Source organism: Thalassomonas actiniarum (assembly GCF_000948975.2).
GTDB classification, from domain to species: Bacteria; Pseudomonadota; Gammaproteobacteria; order Enterobacterales; family Alteromonadaceae; genus Thalassomonas; species Thalassomonas actiniarum.
In genome coordinates this window covers 541,948-566,506 of sequence record NZ_CP059736.1, presented here as the reverse complement: position 1 = coordinate 566,506, position 24,559 = coordinate 541,948, and the positions used below count along the sequence as shown (strand labels likewise).

Here is a 24,559-nt window from a genome sequence, read left to right as displayed (position 1 = left end):
TCACGGCATTGGAAACATCGTCAGCTGTCAGAATAAGACTTGATAATGCCGGCCACCGGCTTGTGGTGAAACATACGGAAAAGAAGTGAGCCGGTAATCCTGGCTGGCGAATGATTTTTGTGGATAGCCTCCCGGCCAAGCCGGGAGGCTAATAACTGAGGAGGTTGCAGCTCCCCACAAATTTAACGGCTCCTTAAGAGATCAGTCTATTGATATAATGACATACCTCCTGTCCGCCTTTTTCTGAAAGCATCGAGAAATGTCCGCCGTCAACCGAGTGGCACGTGAGCCCCTGGCCAAAAACACTGCCCAGCTTCTGCTGGTAGAATCCCATGTTAAACTTCGACTCCCTCGCCAATAACACCAGCGGGGTTATCCCCTCCAGGGCTTGTGGCTTGTAAGCTGCAAATAAATCAACCTGGGTCCGGTATAACAGCGCCACTTTTTCCTGTTCTTCTACATCCAGCTCGTTATCAAGCTCCGGTATCATCTCCCCGGCAAGGACTTGCTCAGCCGTTTGCTGGCCACCGTCTTTAAGCATGAGCGTTAGCTGCTCAAAGTAGCTGTCTATCAACACCAGCTCGGCCTCATGGCCTTTGGCGCGTAGCCTTCTGACAATTTCCAGCGCCAGTACGCCGCCATAGGAGTGCCCGGCAATCAGATAGGGCCCCTGTGCCTGCTCTGATAAGATATAACCGGCAAAGTCTTCGGCATTGCTTTCAATCGTTGCAAAAGGCATCTTGTTATCCAGCAATCCCTGATGATTAAAGGCTTTGACATTAAATCTGCCCGCCGCACCTCTGGCAATATCCATAAACATCTTCGCCAGACCGGCAACCCCGGGGACGAAATAAACATCCGGTAAACCGGCGTTATATTGTCCCAATACTTCACATTTAGGCAATGCCGCCAACTTAGCCTCCGGCGCCGTTAACCAATCCGCCTGCTCGCGGATGGTTTGCAGCAAGAATAAATCTTTAATCGATATCTGCTTGCTATAGTGAGCACGCATCCATTGCACCAAACGGTTAATTAACAGTGAGTGTCCGCCAAGCTCAAAAAAGTTGGCGGTCACACTGATTTTATCCGCATCCAGCTTCAATAACGAAGACCAGATCTGCACCAGGGCCTGTTCATCTTCGCTCTGTGGCGCCAGGTATTCGCTTTGCAGCAACAAACCATCAAGCGACAATAGCGCTTTTTTATCTATCTTGCCGTTGGCCGTTAACGGCCATTCATCGACGACAACAAAAACATCCGGCACCATGTATTCAGGCAAAGCACTTGTCAGGAAAACCTTCAAGCCATTGATAAATATTGATTTATCATAAAACCCTCCATAGCTCTTTTCACCCTTGATATAAGCAACCAACTGCTTATCGCCGCTGCCCTCTCCCTTGGCCAAAACCACGGACGAATGCACTCCCGATGCTAGATTAAGCTGATGTTCGATTTCTGCCAGCTCAATCCTGAAACCGCGTACTTTCACCTGGTTATCCGCCCGGCCGATAAATTCTAAATTACCGTCGCTGAGATAACGCACCAGATCACCGGTTTTATACAAGCGCTCCCCTGCCTTATCGCTAAACGGGTTGGCAATAAAACTCTCCCGTGTAGCCTGCTCCCGGTTGAGATAACCGCGGGCAACCCCTGCGCCACCTGTGTATAATTCCCCTACTGCGCCTAACGGTGTCAGGGCGAGAGAGCTATTTAACACATAAGTGCTGGTGTTTTGGATCGCTTTACCTATTGGTATATTCAAGCCGTGACTATCACTATTGCTAACCTGATAACAAGTGGTAAAGGTGGTATTCTCTGTCGGGCCGTAACCGTTAATCACAGATACGCCGGGAATATTATCCTGCACCCGTTTTACCGCATCGACATTCAGGACATCGCCCCCTGCCAGCAGGTACTTGATACCGCTTGCCTGGGCCGGCATTTCGCTCCATTGTTCAAATAAGCCGGCCGTCAACCACATGCTATTCACTTGATATTTAACAATAAAGTCTGTGAGTGCCTGCAAATCGATTTGTTGTTCGCCATAAATAATACACTGGCCGCCGTTAAGTAACGGTCCCCAAAGCTCAAGTGTGGCGGCATCAAAGGCGATTGGCGCCGAGTGCAAGAAGCGGGTATTTTCATCCAGGGGCACAAAATTACACTGGGTCACCAAACGGGTCACGTTATGATGCTCCACCATCACCCCTTTAGGCAAGCCGGTGGAACCCGAAGTGTAAATTACATAGGCCAGTTCGTTGCCTGCACTGACTTTTTCCGGTTCGGTGCTTTCCTGTGCCTGCACCTTGGCCGCCAGCTCGGCATTATCAAGACAAAGCAGCTCGACAGCGCCATTACCCCTCGCAAAATCAAGTACATCTGCAAGGTGACTGGCGGTCAGCACATGCCCGACCCCGGTATCGGTTAAAATATGCTGTAACCGCGCCTCGGGATAACCCGGGTCTAACGGCACATAAGCACCGCCTGCTTTAAGTATGGCTAATACCGCCACCACCATTTCAGGAGAGCGGTTTAAACAGACCCCGACAAAGCTTTCTTTTTTAACCCCTTGCGCCGATAAATAACGGGCCAGGCGGTTGGCACTTTCGTCCAGTTCGCGGTAGCTCAGCTGGCTGTTCTCCGACACCAGGGCAATATTATCCGGAGTCTTGCTCACTTGCTGTGCGAACAATTCATGAATGCCCTTATCGCTTGGATAATCAACATCAGTGTTATTAAGGGTCTCAAGCAGATACTGACTTTCCTGAGCGGTAAGCATGGCTAAGGAATTGATCTCGGTACTTGCCGTCGGTGTAAGCCCAGCCATCGCCGTAAGCAAGGTTTGCAGGTGAGCATTAAACTGAGTTACATGCTCCCGGGTGAAAATGCTGGTATCAAAAGTCCAGTGTAAATCCACCCCGTCCCGATTAATCGAAATGCCGATATCCAGGTCAAATTTTGCCGTAATATGCTCACTTGCCAGCGGCGACAGGCTTACCCCATCGAGATCCAGCGCATTGTCACCGTCACCGGCCAGGCCATAATCGCTGTTGGTGGTTAACATGATCTGGAACAGCGGCGTATGTGCGGTGCTGCGGCTAATATTTAACCGCTCAACCAGTTGCTCAAACGGCACATCCTGGTTATTTTGGGCATCGAGATGCACTTGGCGCACATGATTAAAATAATCTTCAAGTTTACTGTGGCTGGTATCCAGACGCAGTACTAAAGTATTGACGAAGAAACCAATCAGCGGCTCAAGCTCTGCCTGCATCCGGTTGGCGATCGGCGTACCGATCACGATATCCGGGCTGTTGCTGTGACGCGACAGTACCAGGGCCAGGGCACTGTGCAACAACATAAACGGTGTTAGCTGATATTGCTTGGCCAGAAGCTGTAACTGCTGTGCTACCTCGCTTGATAACTCGCCGGAAACAATATCGCCGACATGCTGTTTTTCTTCCGGTCTGGGATTATCCAGCACTAACGAATGCACCGGCGGCACATCGCTCAACTGCTTGTCCCAGTAACTGAGTTGCGTTTCCAGTACTTCTCCCTGCAGCCATTGACGCTGCCAATGGGCATAATCTGCGTATTGGATTTCCAGCGGCGGTAGGGGATCTGCCTGCCCGGAAGCTATCGCACGGTATTGACTGACAAATTCCCGTATCAGCACCTGCATTGACCAGCCGTCTGAAGCAATATGATGCATGTTAAATAACAGCGCCCCCGTGCCCTGGTTTTTATCCAAAGCGACATAGCTGGCCCGTACCATCAGATCTTTTGTTAAATCAAATGGCTGCTGCATATCCGCATCAACCAGAGCCATCAACTCAGACCGGCGCGTGGCTTCATCCAAAGTGGACAGGTCATGGCGGGTGAGGATAAAGTTCGCTTGAGACAGAATGTGCTGCAAGGTCTCTCCGCCTTGTTCCATTGTCTGCTCGAGATATACCGTGCGCAGGATTTCATGGCGTTCGATAATGCGTGCCAGTGCCAGTTCCGCGGCATCGGCATCGAAATTTCCGCTCACTTCAAAAGCCGTCGGCATATTATACTCGGGACTGCCCCCCTGGAGCTGGTCGATAAAGCTTAACCTTTGCTGGGCAAAGGATAATGCCATAGTGTCATTTTCCCGTGCCGCAGGGACAATAGCAGGCCTTAGTGCCGCCTGTGAGGCTGAAGCTATCGTTTTGGCCAATGCCTGGATATGGGCGGCTTCAAAAACCGCTTTCACCGAGACTTCCACCTGCAGCTCTTTTCTGATCTCCGCCACTAAACGCACGGTAAGCAGCGAATGCCCTCCCAGGGTGAAAAAGTTGGCCCGGGTGCTGATATCACCGGCATCCATTTTTAACAAGCGGCCCCAAATTTGGGTCAGGGTTTGCTCTATTTGTGTTTGCGGCGCAACATACTCCCCTTGCAAAGCCTGGCTATCCGGTGACGGCAGGGCTTTTTTGTCAATTTTACCGTTGGCGTTCAGCGGCCATTGTTCGATCATCACAAAAGCCGACGGCACCATGTATTCCGGCAAGACCTGTTGCAACTGCGCTTTTAACGAGGCAATAAACCCGCCCAAATCTGAGTTGGCCGTTGCAAACGCTTGCGGATTAACATAAGCCACCAGCTGTTTTTGCTTATCTTCGCCTTCACGGGCAAGCACCAGGCAGGCATCGACATTGTCACAACGGGATAACTGATCTTCAATTTCCCCCAGCTCTATCCTAAAGCCCCTGACTTTGACCTGGTCATCCACCCGGCCGATAAATTCAAGATTACCGTCGTCGAGATAGCGTACCAAATCGCCGCTTTTATACAGACGGTCCTCTGTATTATCGCTGAACGGGTTGGCAATAAAACACTCTTGCGTCAGCTGCGCCTGATTCAGATATCCCCGGACAACACCTTCACCACCGATATAAAGCTCGCCTGCAACGCCATGAGGCACCAGGCGTTTACACCGATCCAGTACATAAAAACGGGTATTGGCCACCGGCCGTCCGATGTTTGATGTTTCCTGCAACAGGGTAAAACTGCTGTTGATGGTGGTTTCTGTCGGTCCGTAGGCATTGGCCCCGGCCAGGTCATGCTTAGCACAATAACCTTTCAAAGCGGCAAAAACCGAAGGGGTTAACAAGTCGCCACTGGAAATCAGCGCCGGCGCCCTGTCCAGATCCAGTTTGACGATTTCATCGAGCATTTGCGGCGTGGCGTTATAAACATCAACCCGGTGCTTAGCAATAACCTGGCTGATAAGGTGAGGATCTGTGGTTTCATCTTCCGACAAAATCACCATTTTACCGCCGCTTAACAGCACTAACAGGCCTTTTATCGAGGCATCAAAGGCAAAGGATGCGCCGCAAAGCCAGCTAAGGTTTTGCGCTTGTGCCATAGCCTGCATTTGCTGGCGAAATACCTGGTGGAAAGCCAGTATATTCTTGTGCTCCACCATCACCCCTTTGGGCTGTCCGGTTGAACCCGAGGTATAGATCACATAAGCGAGCTGAGATTCGGTCACGACTTGCAAAGGATTGCCTGTCGGCAAGGCAGTAAGGTTTGCCTGCAGCCTGGCATCATTGATCACCACCAGGGAGGTGTTATCTTTAAAGGCAAAACTCTCGGCAAGACTTTGCTCGGTGATCACATACTCTACCCCGGTATCGTCCAGCATATAAGAGACCCGGGCCTGCGGATATTTGGCATCGATCGGCACATAGGCGCCACCGGCTTTGAGTATGGCTAAAATCGCCACCACAGTATCGATAGAGCGGGATAAATAAAGACCAACTAAAGTTTGTGTAGTTACCCCCTGCGCCATCAGATAATGGGCCAGGCGGTTGGCCTTTTCATTAAGTTCACGATAACTCAGGCTATTATCGCCAAAGGCGAGGGCTATATCATCCGGGGTTTGCAAAACTTGCTCGGCAAACAACTCATGAATGCGTTTATCCCTGGGATAATCCAGCTGAGTATCATTAAGCTGATGGAGCAGATAATCACTTTCCTGCGGTGATAACATGGCCAGGTTATTCAGTTCTGTATTTGCCCTTGGCGTAAGTTGCGCCATCGCCGTTAACAAGGTTTTCAGGTGTTCATTAAACTCCCCGATATGCTCGCGGGTGAAAATACTGGTATCAAAAGTCCAGCTTAAATCCAGCCCCTGCTCGCTGATATTCATGCCGATATTCAGGTCAAACTTACAACTGATATAATCACTCGACAGCGGCGTCAGGGTGACATCGGCTAAATCCAGCTTGTTGTCACCGCTCCCGCCGACACCAAAATCATTATTGGTGGATAACATGACCTGGAATAGCGGCGTATGGCTACTGCTGCGGGGAATATTCAACCTGTCCACCAGTTGCTCAAACGGCACATCCTGATTGTTCTGGGCATCAAGATGCACCCGGCGTACATGAGCCAGGTAGTCGTCAAGTTGATCATATCCTGTGTCGAGCCTGAGTACTAAGGTATTAACGAAGAAGCCGATAAGCCCCTCAAGCTCCGCCTGCATCCGGTTGGCGATCGGCGTGCCGACCACAATATCGGTGCTGTTGCTGTGACGTGACAGCACCAGGGCTAACGCACTGTGCAGCAACATAAAAGGGGTTAACTGATAATGTGAAGCCAGGGCCTGTAGCTGCTTGGCAACATCTCCCGGTAACTGGCCGGTCACTATATCGCCTCTGTGCTGTTTCACTTCGGGTCTGGGTTTGTCCAGCATTAAGCCATGTACCGGCGGCACCTCGGCCAATTGCTTTTCCCAGTAGCTCAATTGCGCATCGAGCACCTCCCCTTGCAGCCATTCCCGCTGCCAATGGGCATAGTCGGCATATTGGATAGCAAGCGCAGATAAAGGACTTGCCAGCCCTAAGGTAAATGCCCGGTACAGGCTGACAAATTCCCGGATCAGCACTTCCATCGACCAGCCGTCGGAGGCGATATGGTGCATATTAAAGACTAATGCCCCCGTACCCGCTTGTTTATCCAAAGCGACATAACTGGCCCGTACCATTAAATCTTTTGTTAAATCAAAGGGCTGCTGCATATCGGCATCGATTAATGCCATCAGCTGCTGCTTTTGCTGTTCCGGCGCCAGTTCAGATAAGTCATGCCGACCCAGAGTGAAAGGCGTGCCCGGCAGAATTTTTTGCAAGGTCTGCTCATCATCTTCAAAATAAACGCTGCGCAATACCTCATGCCGCTCGATAATACAGGTCAGCGCCAGCTCGGCGGCCTGGCTGTCAAAATTGCCGCTTACCTCAAAGGCCGCCGGCATATTGTATTCGGCACTGCCTCCCTGAAGCTGGTCGATAAACCATAACCTTTGCTGGGCAAAAGATAGCGGCATAACATCGCTTTCCCGCACTGCGGCTTGCACTTCACGTCTGAGTTCGGTTTGCGAGCCGGATGCGATAATCCCCGCCAGGGCTTTAATGGTGGCGGCATCAAAAACCGATTTTACCGAAACTTCCACCTGCAGCTGCTTTCTGATTTCCGCCACTAAACGCACGGTCAGCAGCGAATGTCCCCCCAGGGCAAAGAAGTCAGCCTGGGTGCTGATCTTATCCGCCTCCAGGTTTAACAGCTGCCCCCAGATTTGTGTCAGGGTGTGCTCGAGCTCTGTTTCCGGTGCCTGATATTCCCCCGCTAATAATGCCATGCCGGGCAGCGGCAGGGCTTTCTTATCGATTTTATCATTGGCGGTGAGCGGCCATTGCTCGATCACCACAAAGGCCGACGGCACCATATAGTCCGTCAGGTTCTCCTTCAGGCGTTGCTTGATCTTATCCAGGCTTTGCTGCTCTTGTTCTTGTCCTTGCTCTTTACCTAAAGAAGAGGAAAGGGAAGCGTGTAACTGGACATAAGCCACCAGGCGTTTTTGTCCCGGCTGATCTTCACGAACCAGCACCAGGTTACTGCTCACCTCGGGACAGGCGGCTAATTGCTGCTCGATTTCCCCCAGTTCGACCCTGAAACCGCGAATTTTCACCTGGTCGTCTTTACGTCCTTTAAATTCAAGCTCGCCGTTAGGCAGATAACGCACCAGATCTCCCGTTTGATACAAGCGCTCCTTGCTACCGGTTTTAAACGGATGGGGAATAAAGCGCTCCCGGGTCAGCTCGGGGCGGTGCAAATAACCTCTCGCCAGGGCACTGCCGCCGACATATAACTCGCCCACGGCCCCTTGCGGTTGTAATTTTAAATCATCATCGAGCACATAAAGGCTGACATTATCGATTCCCGTTCCCAAGGACGAAGGCGCCTGGGCCGCCTGCGGATGGCAGACACAGAAAAGCACGGCTTCGGTCGGGCCGTAAAACTGCAACAAGGTCACCTCCGGCAGCGCCTGTTTTAACGATGTCAGCAAGTTTTCAGGCACAGCATCGCCGCCGGTGGCGATATATTTCAAAGCAGGATAATCGCCGGTGGCATTGTCCCGGACAACTTCATCCAGCCAGAGTTGGGCCAGGCTGGGCACCATATGCACAAAAGTACAAGTTTTCAGCGCTTGTCTGAGCTCGGCGACATTGATGATTTTCGCCCGCGGCAAGATCTTAACCTCGGCGCCGCAGCTCAGGGGATATATCAGTTCCAGCAGGGAAATATCAAAAGCAAAAGACGCGATGCTCGGCACCACATCGCCGCTGCCCAGATCAAATGCCCGGTCAAAAGCATATAAACGGCTGACAAAGGCATGATGTTCGACGATCACCCCTTTAGGTTTGCCGGTTGAGCCGGAGGTGTAAATGGTATAGGCAAGGTTTTCCGGCGTGAGCTGTTCGCTCCTGCCAGGGTTGCTGGCGGGATAACTGCTGATAAGTGCTTGATCATCCAAGTCAATCAATCTTGTGCTTGCCTCAAAATCCAGCTCCCGGATCAACTCGGCCCTGGTCAGCACATATTTCACGCCGCTGTCCTGGATCATATACTGCAGGCGAGCCTGGGGATAACCCGGATCCAGCGGCACATAAGCGCCGCCGGCCTTAAGCACCGCCAGCATGGCAATCAACATCTGCGGCGAACGATCCAGGCAAATGCCGACTAAGGTTTCCGGACCGGTTCCCTGCTGCCTGAGATAATGGGCCAGGCGGTTAGCCCTTTTATTAAACTCATGATAGCTAAGAGATTGTCCTTCAAAGGATAAAGCTATATTATCGGGATTTTTTTCAACCTGGGCTTCAAACAATTCATGGATAAGTTTATCTTGCGGATAGTCCAGCTGACGCTCGTTAAGGGTTTCAAGTAAGTATTTACTTTCCTCAGATGACAACATTGCCAGAGAGGCAAGTTTAACATCCTCACCGGCACTAGTTTCAATTCCTGCCATTGAGGTTAATAACGTCATCAGGTGGTTGTTAATCTGGTTAATATGCTCGCCGGTAAAAATACTCTTGTCGTAAGTCCAGTGTAATCCGACCCCCTGATCGCTGATGCTAATGCTGATTTCCAGATCAAACTTGGCAGTGATCACATCGCTGGATAAAGGAGAAAGCGACAGGCCGGCTAAATCCAGCTTGTTGCCTGAGCCTTTATCACCCAGACCATAATCGGTATTGGTGGATAACATGATCTGAAATAATGGAGAGTGTGCACTGCTGCGGGGAATATTTAAGCGTTCAATTAATTGTTCAAAAGGTACATCCTGGTTGTTTTGCCCGTCTAAATGTACTTGCCGCACATGGGCCAGATAATCATCGAGCCGCTGGTGGCCGGTATCGAGCCGCAGCACCAGGGTATTGACAAAGAAACCGATTAACGGCTCAAGTTCCGCCTGCATCCGGTTCGCCACCGGGGTGCCGATGATGATGTCCTTGTTGTTACTGTGCCGTGACAGCACCAGCGCCAGGGCGCTGTGCAGTAACATAAACGGGGTTAACTGATGGCGGGTAGCCAGGAGCTGTAACTTTCTTGCCACTCCCGCGGATAACTGCCCGGAGACATTATCACCAAGATATTGCTTGGTTTCCGGCCTGGGTTTATCCAGCGGCAGAGAGTGTACCGGCGGCACATCCGCCAGCTGCTTGTCCCAATAACTCAACTGGTTTTCCAGCACCTCTCCCTGCAGCCATTCTCTTTGCCAGTGGGCATAATCTGCATACTGGATATCCAGAGGCGGCAGCGGTACTGCGCGACCTTGAGTAATTGCCTGATATAAGGCCACAAATTCACGAATCAACACTTCCATCGACCAGCCGTCGGAAGCGATGTGGTGCATATTAAACAATAACGCCCCCCTTGCCGGCTTTTGCCCGGCTTGGGAGGCTTTTTCTAAAGCAACAAAACTAGCGCGAACCATTAGATCTTGTTTTAAATCAAATGGTTTTTGCATATCGTAATCTATTAACGCCCTTAACCTGTCCTGCCTGGCCCGCGGCTCTAAAGCAGTCAGGTCATGTCGGGTAAGGGCAAAGTCTGGCTCAGTATTAAGTTCCAGCCTGGCTTCTTCACCGCCGTCAAGATAAACGGTACGCAAGACTTCATGGCGCTGGATAATGACCGACAGCGCCTGCTCGGCGGCCTCGGGGGAAAATTCCCCCTCAACCTCGAAGGCGGCCGGCATATTATATTCGGCGCTGCCTCCCTGGAGCTGATCGATAAACCATAACCTCTGCTGGGCAAAGGAAAGAACTTTGCTCTGGTCACCGGCGGGCACTATCTTGGCTTTGGCTGATTTTAAAACATCTTGTTCCTGGGTCAGGTGCAGATATTCAATAATCTTATCGAGATTATTTTTAATCAACAAAGTAGATTCGGGGGTTAAGCCCCCCTTTAATGCTCTCGCCTTTAACTTTCCTTTCTGCAAATAGACTTCGATACCTTGTTCGGCTAATTGCCGAACAAGAGTTTGTGCTTCCTTCATTTAAAACTCAACCTCGTCAAGAAGTTCACTTTCAACTGAATCCAGATCGCGCTTAAGCAAATTCTTACTTATGACTTGCGCCACACTTGTTATATCTGAAAGTTCAAACAGATCTTTGACATTAAATTCCATCCCGAACTCGGATTCGATTAACGCTTTCAATCTGGTAACTAAAAGTGAATGCCCCCCAAGTTCAAAGAAATTGGCGGTTATGCTTATTTTATCCGCATCCAGCTTTAATAGCGAAGACCAGATCTGCACCAGAGATTTTTCAATATCCGTCTGTGGTGCAACATACTCGGTTTGCAGTACTACCCCTTCAAGACCGAGTAATGCCTTTTTATCTATCTTGCCATTTGCCGTTAACGACCATTCATCGACCACAACAAAAACATCCGGCACCATGTAGTCAGGCAAGGCTCGCGCAAGAGAAACTTTTAACGGCGTGACAAACGCGGTTTTTTCTTCTTCGCTCTCATGCGTGAGATCCCCTTTAACATAAGCAACAAGTTGTTTATCTCCGCTGCCCTCTCCCTTGGCCAAGACCACGGACGAGTGCACCCCTTGGGCTAAATTAAGCTGATGTTCAATTTCTGCCAGCTCAATCCTGAAACCGCGTACTTTAACCTGGCTGTCCGCCCGGCCGATAAACTCTAAATTACCGTCGCTGAGATAACGGACCAGATCGCCGGTTTTATAAAGGCGGTCATCGTCATTATCACTAAAGGGGTTGGCAATAAAACTTGCCTGTGTTGCCTGCTCCTGATTCAAATAGCCGCGGGCAACCCCTGCGCCACCTGTGTATAGTTCCCCTACTGCACCCAAAGGTGTCAGGGTCAGGGAGTCATTCAACACATAAGTGCTGGTGTTTTGGATCGCTTTACCTATCGGTATATTCGAATTGAGTGTAACACCATTGTTAACAGGGTGACAAGTGGTAAAGGTGGTATTTTCTGTCGGACCATAACCGTTAATCACGCAAATGCCGGGAATTTTCTCCTGCACCCGCTTGACCGCATCGACATTAAGGACATCTCCCCCTGCCAGCAGATACTTGATATCACATGGCGGCACAGGCATTTCGCTCCACTGCTCGAATAAGCCCGCCGTTAACCATAGGGTATTAACCTCATGCTTAACAATAAAGTCGGTCAGCTGTTGCAAATCAACTTGTTGTTCGCCATAAACAATACATTGGCCGCCGTTAAGTAACGGTCCCCAAAGTTCGAGGGTAGCGGCATCAAAAGCAATCGGCGCCGATTGTAAAAAGCGGGTGCTTTCATCCAGAGGCACAAAATTACTGTTGATCACCAATCGGGTCACATTGTGATGCTCCACCATCACCCCTTTAGGTAAGCCGGTTGATCCCGAGGTATAAATCACATAGGCCAGATCGGCGCCTGCTTGCCCCTGATCTTTGTTATTTTCAAGCTCAGCGTCGGAGTATGCCATCACCTCGGCCTGCAGTGCAGCATCATCCAGACATAGCAGTTCGATACCTGTCTCTGAAATATCATCGCCTTGTTCAACATGCAGTGCAGCCGCCAAATGACTGGCCGTGAGCACATGGCGCACGCCGGTATCGGTTAAGATATGCTGTAAACGCGCCTGAGGATAACCGGGATCTAACGGCACATAAGCGCCGCCGGCTTTGAGTATAGCTAAAACGGCCACCACCATCTCGGCAGAGCGGTTTAAACACACACCGACAAAGGTTTCTTTTTCAACCCCCTGAGCCGACAGATAACGGGCCAGGCGGTTGGCGTTTTCATTAAGCTCACGATAGCTGAGCTGATGATCTTCACAAACCAGGGCGATATTATCCGGGGTCTGCATCGCTTGTGCGGCAAATAATTCATGAATGCCTTTGTCTTGCGGATAATCCACGGCGCTGTTATTAAGGCCATGAAGGAGATAATCACTTTCCTGCGGCGTTAACATTTCTAAAGCATTGATCTTAGTGTCTGCTGCCGGTTTATCCACCGATATAAGCTCTGCCATTGCCGTTAGCAGGGTTTCCAGGTGGGCATTTAGCTGACCGACATGCTCACCGCTAAAGATACTGGTATCATAGGTCCACTGTATGTCCACCCCGTCCGCATTCATGCTGATGCCGATATCTAAATCAAATTTTGCGGTAATACAGTCGCTTTCCAGCGGGGATAAGGTCACCCCGTCCAGCTCTAAAGTATTTTCCCCGGCGATGCCGTAATCGCTGTTGGTAGATAACATGATCTGGAACAGCGGCGTATGGGCGGTGCTGCGCGGAATGTTCAAGCGCTCCACCAGTTGCTCAAACGGCACGTCCTGATTGTTTTGGGCATCGAGATGCACCTGGCGCACATGACGGAAATAGTCCCCAAGTTTGTCATGAGCCGTGTCCAGACGCAGCACTAAGGTATTGACAAAGAAACCGATCAGCCCCTCAAGCTCCGCCTGCATCCGGTTTGCTATCGGGCTGCCGATAACAATATCCGAGCTGTTGCTGTGGCGGGAAAGTACCAATGCCAGGGCGCTGTGCAGCAGCATAAACGGCGTCAGCTGATAATGCTTGGCCAGCGCTTCTAACTGCTGCGCCACCTGTGGCGATAACTTGCCACAAACGATATCACCGACATGCTGCTTCTCTTCCGGTCTGGCCTTGTCCAGCACTAACGAATGTACCGCAGGCACATCGCTTAATTGCTTGTCCCAGTAACTCAGTTGTTTTTCCAGCACTTCCCCCTGCAGCCATTGCCGCTGCCAGTGGGCATAATCGGCATATTGGATTTCAAGCGGCGGCAACGGATTGGCCTGGCCTGAAGCTATTGCCTTGTATTGGCTGACAAATTCACGTACCAGTACTTCCATTGACCAGCCATCGGATGCGATATGGTGCATATTAAATAACAGCGCTCCCGTGCCCTGACTTTTATCCAGGGAGATATAACTGGCACGGACCATTAAATCTTTTGTTAAATCAAAAGGCTGCCTCATGTCAGCATCAACCAGGGCGCTTAGCTGATACTGACGCAAACCGGCATCCAGACCGGATAAATCATGTCGGGTCAGTTTAAAGTCGGCCTCCGGCATGATTTGCTGTAATGCTTCACCGCCCTGCGTCGGGCTGTTGTTTTCATTGCTATCAAATTTGCTTTCCAGAGATTTGGCCAGCTTATTTTCAAATTTGTCTTCAAAGTGCTGTTCAAACTTGCTTTCAAAACTGTTGCCCGGCTTGCTTTCGAGGCTCTTTTCAAGCTTATTTTCAAGGCTCTTTTCAAGGCTCTTTTCAAGGCTCTTTTCAAGGCTCTTTTCAAGGTAACGGGTACGCAGGATTTCATGGCGGTCGATAATCCGGCCAAGCGCCTGCTCTGCGATATCGGCATCAAAAGCGCCGCTGACTTCAAACGCTACCGGCATATTGTATTCGGCGCTGCCTCCCTGCAACTGGTCGATAAACCATAACCTTTGTTGGGCGAAAGATAACGCCATGGTATTGTTATCCCGGGCAACCGGTTTTACCTGGGGTATCAGGGCACTCGAGTTCTTCTGATCGATCACCTGTGCCAGCTCCTGGATGGTACCGGCATCAAACACGGCTTTCACCGAGACTTCCACCTGCAGCTGCTTTCTGATCTCCGCCACTAAACGTACGGTAAGCAGCGAGTGTCCGCCCAGGGCAAAGAAGTTGGCATCTGTGCTGATTTGTCCGGCATCCATTTTTAATAACCGGCCCCAGATTTCACTCAGGGTCTGCTCGACTTGCGTTTGCGGCGCCAGATAATGCCCTTGCCCGCCATTGCTGTCCGGGGACGGCAGGGCTTTTTTATCAATCTTACCGTTGGCGGTCAAAGGCCATTGTTCCATCAACACAAACGCCGACGGCACCATGTATTCCGGCAAGGTCTGTTGCAGGGTTTCTTTTAACGACTCGATAAATGCCGCCTGCCCGGGGGCAGAAGATTCAAAGGTCTGCGGGTTCACATAAGCCGCCAGCTGTTTTTGCCCGCTCTCATCTTCCAGGGCAAGCACCAGGGTACTGGCGACATTGTCACAGCGGGATAGCTGGTTTTCAATTTCTCCCAGCTCGATACGGAATCCCCTGATTTTAACCTGATCATCGGCCCGGCCGATAAATTCCAGGTTACCGTCGGGCAGGTAGCGCACCAGGTCGCCGCTTTTATAAAGGCGATCTTCCGGATTGTCGCTAAACGGATTGGCGACAAAGCACTCCTGTGTCAGCTGCGCCTGGTTTAAATAACCGCGGGCAACCCCTTCACCGCCGATATAAAGTTCACCGACACTGCCAAAAGGCGTCACTTGTTTAAATGCATTGAGGACATACAAGGCAACATTTTTATTCGCCTTGCCGATTGGCGGTGTTTTATAACTGATCTCCCCATCCCTGATATGATAACCGCATGCGGTAACCGTGGCTTCTGTCGGGCCGTAGGTATTGATCAGCTCAGGCGCACCCGGTTCGCTTAACCAGGCTTTCACCAGGGGCAACTGCAAGGCTTCTCCGCCGACAATCACCAGACGTAAAGCCTCAGGCGGCGATACCCGGTCGTTTAACATCAGCTGGTGCCAGAATGAAGTCGGTAAACTCACGACAGAAACCTGGTATTGGCGGCAGAACTGGTAAAAGGCCACCAGATCTCCCATGCAGTCCTCATCCCTTAATACCAGGGTTGCACCGTGGCATAAGGCGCCGAAATACTCTTCGACAAAAATATCAAAGTTAATGGTGGAGAACTGTAAAACATTATCCTCTGCCCGGATTTGGTAACGCTCGCCAACATTGCTCAGGAAACAGTTCAGCTGGCGGTGCTCAACCATCACCCCTTTAGGACGTCCGGTAGAGCCTGAGGTATAAATCACATAGGCCAGGTGGGCGGGAGTGACCCCGGTAAGTGCTGCCGGTAAATTATCTGCCGGGTATTGCCCCAGGTCTTCCCGGTCTAAACAAAGACTAACCCTATCGGTTAAATCCAGCGCGGCGCCAAGCGAGCTTTTAGTGATCACCAGCTTTAAATCGGCATCGTCGAGCATATGCGACAATCTTTCCTGCGGATAGGCGGGATCGAGCGGCACATAGGCGCCGCCGGCTTTTAATATCCCCAGGATAGCCACCGTCATCTCCAGCGAGCGGTCCAGGCAAATACCGACCAGCGAGTCCGGTTTAACCCCTTGTCCGTGCAGGTAATGGGCTAAGCGGTTGGCCTGCTCATTTAACTGGCCATAGCTCAGCTTGCTGTCGCCGAAAACAACGGCAATATCATCGGGACGTGCGGCGGCGCGCTGTTCAAATAACTCATGCACCAGCTTGTCTTTGACATATTCGAGTTTGTTATCGTTAAGGGTTTCCAGCAAATACTGCGCTTGCGCCGTTGACAGCATAGACAGATCCGCGGTGTTAATCTCAGCGCCGCCGGCCAATTCAGCTTGTGCCTCGGCATAGGCGGTTAGCAGGTTGAGCATATGCTCATTAAATTCACTAATATGCTCGTGGCTGAAGATACTGGTATCGTAAGTCCAGGTTAAGGCGACTCCATCGTCACTCATACACAGGTCGACATCGATATCAAACTTGGAGGTGATCTCCTGCCCTGCCAGCGGCGACATAGTGATCCCCGCCAGTTCCAGTTTATTGTCCGCCGGCTTATCGCCCAAGGCATAATCGCTGTTGCTGGCCATCATCAGCTGGAACAGCGGGGTATGCGAGGTATCCCGGGTCACGTTTAACCGTTCCACCAGCTGCTCAAGCGGCACATCCTGGTTGTTTTGGGCATCCAGGTGCACCTGGCGCACATGTTGTAAATACTGATCCAGGCGCTGATGGCTGGTATCGACCCTTAAGACCAGGGTATTGACAAAAAAGCCGATCAACGGCTCAAGCTCCGCCTGCATCCGGTTGGCAACCGAGGTGCCGATCACGATATCGTGACTGTTGCTGTGCCGTGAATACACCAGGGCCAGGGCACTGTGCAACAACATAAAGGGAGTTAAGTTAAATTGCCGGGCAAGGGATTGCAGCGACTGCGCCACCGCTTTAGGCAATTGACCGAAAACACTGGCCCCCATATGCTGCTGTACTTCGGGTCTGGGGTTGTCCAGCATCAGGCTGTGTACCTGGGGCACATCCGATAGCTGCTTATCCCAATAAGCCAGCTGCTTGTCCAGTACTTCCCCCTGCAGCCACTCTCTTTGCCACTGGGCATAATCACTGTATTGGATCTCCAGCGGCGGCAGCGGATCTGCCTGTCCCAGGGAGATCACCTGATATTGGGTGACAAACTCGCGTATCAGCACATCCATCGACCAGCCGTCGGAGGCGATATGGTGCATATTAAATAACAGCACCCCTTTCGCCTGTTCGCCGCGTCCCTGGCTTAGGGTAACGAAACCGCCGCGTACCATAAGATCTTTGCTTAAATCGAAAGACTGGCGTAAGTCTTGTGCAATTAACGCCGATAGCTGCTCGGTTTGTGCCTGCTGCTCCAGAGCGCTCAAATCGTGGCGGCTAAACTGGAAGCTTACCTCGTCCCGAATATGCTGCAGGGTCTCGTCCTGGTTTTCGATATAAACGGTACGCAGGATTTCATGGCGCTTGATAATGCGCTCCAGCGCCTGCTCGGCAACACCAAGATCAAAGTCCCCCACCACTTCAAAGGCGGCGGGCATATTATATTCGGCACTGGCGCCGTTAAGCTTGTCAAGGAACCACAAACGCTGCTGGGAGAAAGAAAGCGATACCGGCGCGCCGTTGCGTTCAAACCGGGTTACTTTTGTTCTCGCCACTTTATCCTGTGCGCTGTATTGGCCGAGGAAATCAATGATTTCAGCCTTGTTGGCGACGATTTCCTGTTTAAGTTCAGGTGAAAAAACGCTGCCTTTTTTCTGCTTAAAACCTAACTTGCCATCCTGCAAAAACAGGTGAACCCCTTGATCCAATGCTTTTTCAATAATGCTTTCAGCTTTTATAGCCATCCTTCTTCCCCCACTTCGGCATCGTCCAGACCTGCGTCTATGGTTTTTGCCAGTAATAAATTATCAATATAAGTTGCAACATTATGAATCGTCTGAGATTCGAATAACTTTGCCACGGTACTTTCAACGTCAAAATGATCTTTGATTGCGGTGATCATTCTGATCACCAGCAAAGAGTGTCCCCCTAAGGCAAAAAAGTTTGCCCGGGTGCTTATTTTTTCTGCGTCACATTTGAGTAACTTGCCCCAAATCTGCGTCAGGGCTATTTCGGTTTCCGTTTGCGGTGCGACATATTCTCCCTGCATCAGGCTGTTATCCGGCACCGGTAAGGCTTTTTTATCCAGCTTACCGTTTGCCGTTAACGGCAGTTCCTCCATAACAACAACAGCCGAAGGCAGCATATAAGCCGGTAATTTCGCCTGCAGTTGCGCCATGATCTGCTGGATGATTTCATGCTCTTTTGCAGCCAAAGCAGCCGCCTGCTCCGCCAGGGTGACATAGGCCACCAGGGTCTTATCTCCCGGCTCATCTTCCCTCACCAGTATCAGGCTATTGGCCACCTCTTCGCATAAGGCAAGCTGAGATTCGATTTCTTCTACTTCAATCCTGAAGCCGCGGATTTTGACCTGGTTATCTGCCCGGCCAACAAACTCCAGCTCGCCGTCTTTGCCATAACGCGCCAGATCGCCGGTGCGGTACAAAATAGAGTCCTGATCATGGCTAAACGGATTGGCAATAAAGTGTTTGTCGGTTTTTTCCTGATCATTAAAATAACCGGCCGCCACCATAGCACCTGTAACATAGACTTCACCGACCGCCCCTTTAGGCACCAGCGACAGGGACGGATCCAGCAACAACACCTGACTGTGTTTCAAGGGCTTGCCGATAGGCACAGAGCGGCCGTCATCCTGAAAACGGGTAACATCACAGATAGTTGCGATCACTGTGGTTTCCGTCGGTCCATAGGTATTTAATAACCTGATCTCCCCCGCCACTTGCTGTTGCCATTGCTGCAGGTGACTGCCCGACATCGCCTCGCCGCCGGTGATCAGCAGGCGCAGTGATGTATCCCGGCTATCGAGGGCCAGTTGTTCATCAACACATAACTGGTGCCAATAGGCGGTGGGTAATGATGCCAGCGTGATCTGATACTCTTTTAGCCATTGCCAGTATTGCTGGCAGCTGGGTAACTTGCCCGGAGGCGGCAACACTAAGGTTCCGCCGCACAAGAGTGAGGCGCTTAATTCTTCGATAAAAATATCGAATGAAATCGATGAAAATTGCAGTACCCGATCCGATGAGGTCAACTGATAATCCTGCTCGATCCCTTCCAGGTAAGCAGCCCAGTTGTTATGGGTTATCATCACCCCTTTAGGCTGCCCGGTGGAGCCCGAGGTATAAATCATATAGGCAATATTATCGCTGCTGTGCTCTGTGGCCAGGTTCGTTTTTGACTGACGGTCAATAGCCGTCTCCTGCCCGCCGCCAAGGCTCACTACCCGGGTTTCCCCGTTTAGCTGCAACAATTCAGATAAGTGCGCCTGGGTCACCAGATGCTTTATCCCGGAATTATCCAGCATATAGTTTAACCTTGCTTCGGGATAACCGGGGTCCAGCGGTACGTATCCGCCGCCGGCTTTTAATATCCCCAGCATGCCGATCACCATTTCCAGCGAACGCTCGAAGCAAAGCCCGACTAAGGTGCCCGCCTGTACCCCCTGCTCCCTTAAATGATGACCGAGCTGGTTGGCCCTTTCATTAAGCTGTCGGTAACTGAGCTGTTCATCCGCCAAGGTTAATGCGATTTTATCCGGGGTGTTGGCCGCCCGCTTTTCAAAGATTTCATGAATCAGCATATCTTGCGGATAACCCGCCCGGCACTCATTCACGGGGGCAAGCAGCTGCTCGCTTTCCTGTTCGGATAACATGGCCAAAGCGGCAACTTTTGTCCCGGCAGCATCTGCTCCCTGCTGTTGCAGCTGTGCCATGGCGTTTAATACATTGATCAAATGCTCGTTGAACTGGCTGACATGTTTATGGCTAAATAAGCCGGTATCATAGGTCCAGTTTAAAGATACCCCTTGCTCATCAAGCACCATATCGATATCCAAATCAAACTTAGTGCTGATGTGCTCGCTTGATAGCGGCGTCAGGCTGGCATCTGCCATCGCCAGAGAGTCATCCCCCAAACCATAGTCGGTATTGGTTCCCATCATGATTTGGAACAAAGGGCTATAGGAAGTGCCCCTGGGCACTTTTAACCGTTCAACCAGTTGTTCGAACGGCACATCCTGATTCGCCTGGGCATCTAAGTGTACCTGGCGGACATGACCTAGATAGTCCGCTAACAGCTGATGGCCGGTATCGACCCTCAGTACCAGGGTATTGACAAAGAAGCCGATCAAAGGCTCAAGCTCCGCCTGCATCCTGTTGGCCACAGCGGTACCGATAACAATATCCTTGCTATTGCTATGACGGGACAACACCAGGCTCAACGCGGCGTGTAACAGCATAAAAGGCGTGAGCTTATATTGTCCGGCCAGCGCCTGCAGCGAGGCGGCGATATCTGCCGGCAATTGTCCGCTGACACTTGCTCCCAGGTGTGAAGATACCTCGGGCCGTGCTTTATCCAGCACTAAAGCATGTACCGGCGGTACTTCCGCCAGCTGCTGCTGCCAGTAATCAAGCTGTGACGCGAACTGCTCTCCCTGCGACCATTGCTGCTGCCAGTGGGCATAATCGGCATATTGAATATCAAGCTCAGGCAAAGAGATAACCTGTCCCTTAGTGATCGCCTGATAGGCAGCAACAAATTCCTGTATCAGCACACTCATCGACCAGCCGTCACCGGCGATATGGTGCATATTAAATAATAAGGCTCCCCTGGCCTGTTTTTCACCGGCACTATTTTCCAGCGCAACATAACTGGCGCGCACCATTAAGTCTGTCGACAGCTCAAAGGGCTGTTGCACATCCTGTTCAATTAACTGGCGCAACTCCTGCTGCTGCACGTCCTGATCAAGCGTCGTAAAATCATGCCGGGTTATCGCAAAACTAAAATCTGACAGGATTTTTTGCTGTGTTTCCTTGTCCTGTTCAATATAAACGGTGTGCAACACCTGGTGACGTTTGATAATGGCGCTCAGGGCCTGCTCTGCGGCATGAATATCAAAGGCTCCCTGCACTTCAAAGGCAGCAGGCATATTATATTCCGCACTGCCCCCCTGTAGCTGGTCGATCACCCATAACCTTTGCTGGGCAAAAGATAACGGCATGGTCTCCTGTCCCCGGGTAACCGGCAGCACCTGGAGCCTTAACGGCGTCCGGGCATCCGCTTCAATCAGCTGTGCCATCGCCCGGATAGTACCGGCGTCAAAAACGGCTTTTACCGCCAGTTCAACCTCCAGCTGTTTCCGGATCTCCGCCACCAGGCGAATGGTTAGCAGCGAATGTCCCCCCAGGGCAAAAAAGTCTGCCCCTGTGCTGATTTTATGGGCCTCAAGGTTTAACAGCTGTGCCCAGATATTCACCAGCTTGCTTTCAAGCTCGGTTTGCGGTGCCTGGTAATTGCCCTGCAACAAAGCGGCATCCGGTGAAGGTAAGGCTTTTTTATCCACCTTGCCGTTGGCGGTCACCGGCCAGTCATAGATAACCACAAACATCGCCGGTACCATATAATGGGGCAGAGATGCGGTTAATGTCTGCTTTAACGATTCGATCAGAGAGGTTTGCTGCTCTTGTGTAATATCCTTGATGTTCGGGGTAATATAGGCCAGCAGTTGTTTTTGTCCTGCCTGCACTTCCCGGGTGGTCACCAGACAGGAGCTCAGGCCCTGACAGCTTGATAACTGGTTTTCGATTTCTCCCAGCTCTATCCTGAAGCCGTTGATCTTCACCTGATCATCCACCCGGCCGATAAAGTCCAGATCGCCGTTGGCCAAATAACGCACCAGATCGCCGGTTTTATATAGGCGATCCTCCGCCTTGTCGGAAAACGGGTTCTGAATAAAACTCTCTTGCGTTAACTGCGCCTTATTCAGGTAGCCGCGGGAAACGCCGTCGCCGCCGATATAAAGCTCGCCGATACAGCCTTTGGGGGTTAACCTGAAGGCCTGATCAAACACATAAAGCGAGACATTGGCCATCGCCCGCCCGATGGACACAGGTCCTTGCGGCTCCAGCTCGGCAATACTCGCACAAACCGTGCCTTCGGAAGGACCGTAGGCATTAAACATGCGGCATTTGCACGCCCAGATTTTTACCAGGGCGGGATCACAGGCTTCGCCTGCGACAATCAGACTCTCAAGGGCATAATCCCGGTGGTGATCCAGCAATGCAAGCAAGGCCGGCGGCAGGGTGACATGACTGATATTTTCTTTGAGTAACACCTGCTGTAAGGTATCCGCCGACTGCCGGGTTTGCTCATCGCATACCACCAGCGCCGCCCCGGTGACAAACGCCATCAGCCACTCGGACGTTGCCGCATCAAAATTCAGCGAGGCAAACTGCAATACCCGGCTGTTTTCTTTAACAGCAAAACTCTGGCTCTGGCTAAGACCTAAATTCACTGCGCCCCTGTGCTCTAGCAGCACCCCTTTGGGTTGCCCGGTAGAGCCTGAGGTATAGATCACATAAGCCAGGCTGTTGGCATCAAGATCTTTGGCAATAGGGGGATTTTCACAGGAGAAATGCCGGGACTGCTGCTGCCAGCTCTCCAGCTCAATCACCTCGATTTTATCGCTATCGAAAAGGCTGGTGTTTAATGCTGTCTGGCTGATCACATATTTAAGGCCGGTATCGGCAAGCATATACTCCAGCCGGGCCTGCGGGTAGGCAGGATCCAGGGGCACATAGGCACCACCGGCTTTAAGTACCGCTAAGATCGCCACCAGCATTTCATGGGATCGCTCCAGGCAGATACCGACAAAATCTTCTGTCTGTACGCCGCGCTCGCGCAGATAATGGGCGAGACGATTGGCCCTTTCATTCAGTTCGCGGTAGCTCAGCTCGGTGCCGTTAAAACTCAGCGCAAGATTATCCGGCGTTGCCGCGACCTGCGCTTCGAATAATTCATGGATCAGTTTATCCTGCGGATATTCCTGGCGGGTATCGTTAAGCACATTGAGTAAGTAGTCACTTTCCTGCTCGGACATAATTTCAAGGGAAGCTAATTCGGTCTCTGCCAGCCCCTTGCTCTGCGCCATTGAAGTTAGCAGGATCGCCAGGTGTTCATTTAATTGCTCGACATGTTCGCGGTTAAACAAGTTGCTATCGTAAATCCAGTCCAGTCCTACCCCCTGCTCGGAAATATTAATGGCCACTTCCAGATCAAATTTTGCGCTGATGGTATCGCTGGCTAAAGGAGAAAGTCTCGCCCCGTTTAGATCCATTGCCTCACCGGCGGAGCTCTCCCCTAAGGCAAAATCGTTATTGGTGGATAACATGATCTGGAATAACGGCGTATAGGCACTGTTGCGGGGGATATTCAAGCGTTCGACGATTTGTTCAAACGGCACATCCTGGTTGTTTTGCGCGTCAAAATGTACCTGACGTACATGGGCCAAATAATCATCCAGACGGGCATGGCTTGTATCTAACCTAAGCACTAAGTTGTTGACAAAAAAGCCGATCAGCGGCTCAAGTTCCGACTGCATCCGGTTGGCTACCGGGGTACCGATCACGATATCCGTGCTGTTGCTGTGTCTGGACAATACCAGGGCCAATGCGCTATGTAACAGCATAAAAGGCGTTAACTTATAACGGCCGGCAATATCCTGAAGCTGTTTCGCGACATCACCGGATAACTGGCGACTCACCCGATCGGCGCTATGTCCCTTAATCTCGGGTCTGGGATTATCCAGGGTTAAGGTGTGCACCGGCGGCATATCCGCCAATTGTTTGTCCCAGTAGCCCAGCTGCTGCTCCAGCACATCTCCTTTGAGGTAGTCGCGCTGCCAAAGGGCATAATCGGCATATTGAATAGCCAGCGGTGCCAACGGGCTTTCCAGGCCCGAAGTGATCGCCTGATACAAGGCAATAAATTCCCCGACCAGGACATTCATCGACCAGCCGTCGGAGGCGATATGATGCATATTAAACAGTAAGACACCTTTGCCGTTATCTAAGCTGATAAAGCTGGCGCGTATCATCAGATCGCAGGCCAGATCAAACGGCTGCTTCATATCTTCATTAATCAGCGCCATCAGCCGGTTCTGCTGGCTTTGCGCATCCAGTGAAGTTAAATCAAACCGCCCCAGGCTAAAGTCATAGTCGTCGCGGATCACCTGCACCGTGTCATCGTCACCGTCAATATAGACAGTACGCAATACCTGATGGCGTTTGATGATTTCTGTCAGCACCTGCTCAGCAACATCCGGGTTAAAATCTCCCTCGACCTCGAATGCAGACGGCATATTATATTCTTCGCTGCTGCCCTGTAGCCGGTCAACAAACCAGAGTCTTTGCTGGGCAAAAGATAAGGGTAAATTCTCCTGCTGGGTGCGAACCGGGATACTGGTTTGCTCCGATTGCTGCCGCGCCTGGATAAAAGCGATAATTTCACTCTTGTGAGCTTGCAGTAATGCCTTGTCGCCGGCATTTAACTGGCTCAATTTTCCTTTGACGCTCAGCCGGTTGTCTTTTGCGGCTAAACTCACCCCTTTGCCCGCGAGCATGATAAGGATATCTTTTACGTTAACTTCACTCATATCTATCTTCCTGTTCATC

The 24,559-nt window shown here is 51.2% G+C and carries 3 protein-coding genes; all 3 read right to left on the bottom strand.

Annotation, left to right across the window (positions count from 1 at the left end):
- Positions 1 to 193: 193 nt before the first annotated feature.
- The 3 genes from SG35_RS30710 to SG35_RS30700 are packed head-to-tail and all read right to left on the bottom strand — an operon-like array spanning position 194 to position 24,540.
- Positions 194 to 10,864, bottom strand: coding sequence for a non-ribosomal peptide synthetase (locus SG35_RS30710; protein ID WP_044833299.1), 10,671 nt, complete (start codon positions 10,862 to 10,864; stop codon positions 194 to 196).
- Positions 10,865 to 17,833, bottom strand: coding sequence for a non-ribosomal peptide synthetase (locus SG35_RS30705; protein WP_053043082.1), 6,969 nt, complete (start codon positions 17,831 to 17,833; stop codon positions 10,865 to 10,867).
- Positions 17,824 to 24,540 carry a non-ribosomal peptide synthetase gene (locus SG35_RS30700; protein WP_044833298.1) on the bottom strand — a complete coding sequence of 2,239 codons (6,717 nt, stop codon included), beginning with the start codon at positions 24,538 to 24,540 and terminating at the stop codon, positions 17,824 to 17,826. The genes SG35_RS30705 and SG35_RS30700 overlap by 10 nt, the downstream gene beginning before the upstream one ends.
- Positions 24,541 to 24,559: the final 19 nt, after the last annotated feature.

Coding starts and splice junctions, on each gene's coding strand:
- SG35_RS30710 (WP_044833299.1), bottom strand. CDS start 10,864: ATGAAGGAAGCACAAACTCTTGTTCGGCAATTAGCCGAACAAGGTATC.
- SG35_RS30705 (WP_053043082.1), bottom strand. CDS start 17,833: ATGGCTATAAAAGCTGAAAGCATTATTGAAAAAGCATTGGATCAAGGG.
- SG35_RS30700 (WP_044833298.1), bottom strand. CDS start 24,540: ATGAGTGAAGTTAACGTAAAAGATATCCTTATCATGCTCGCGGGCAAA.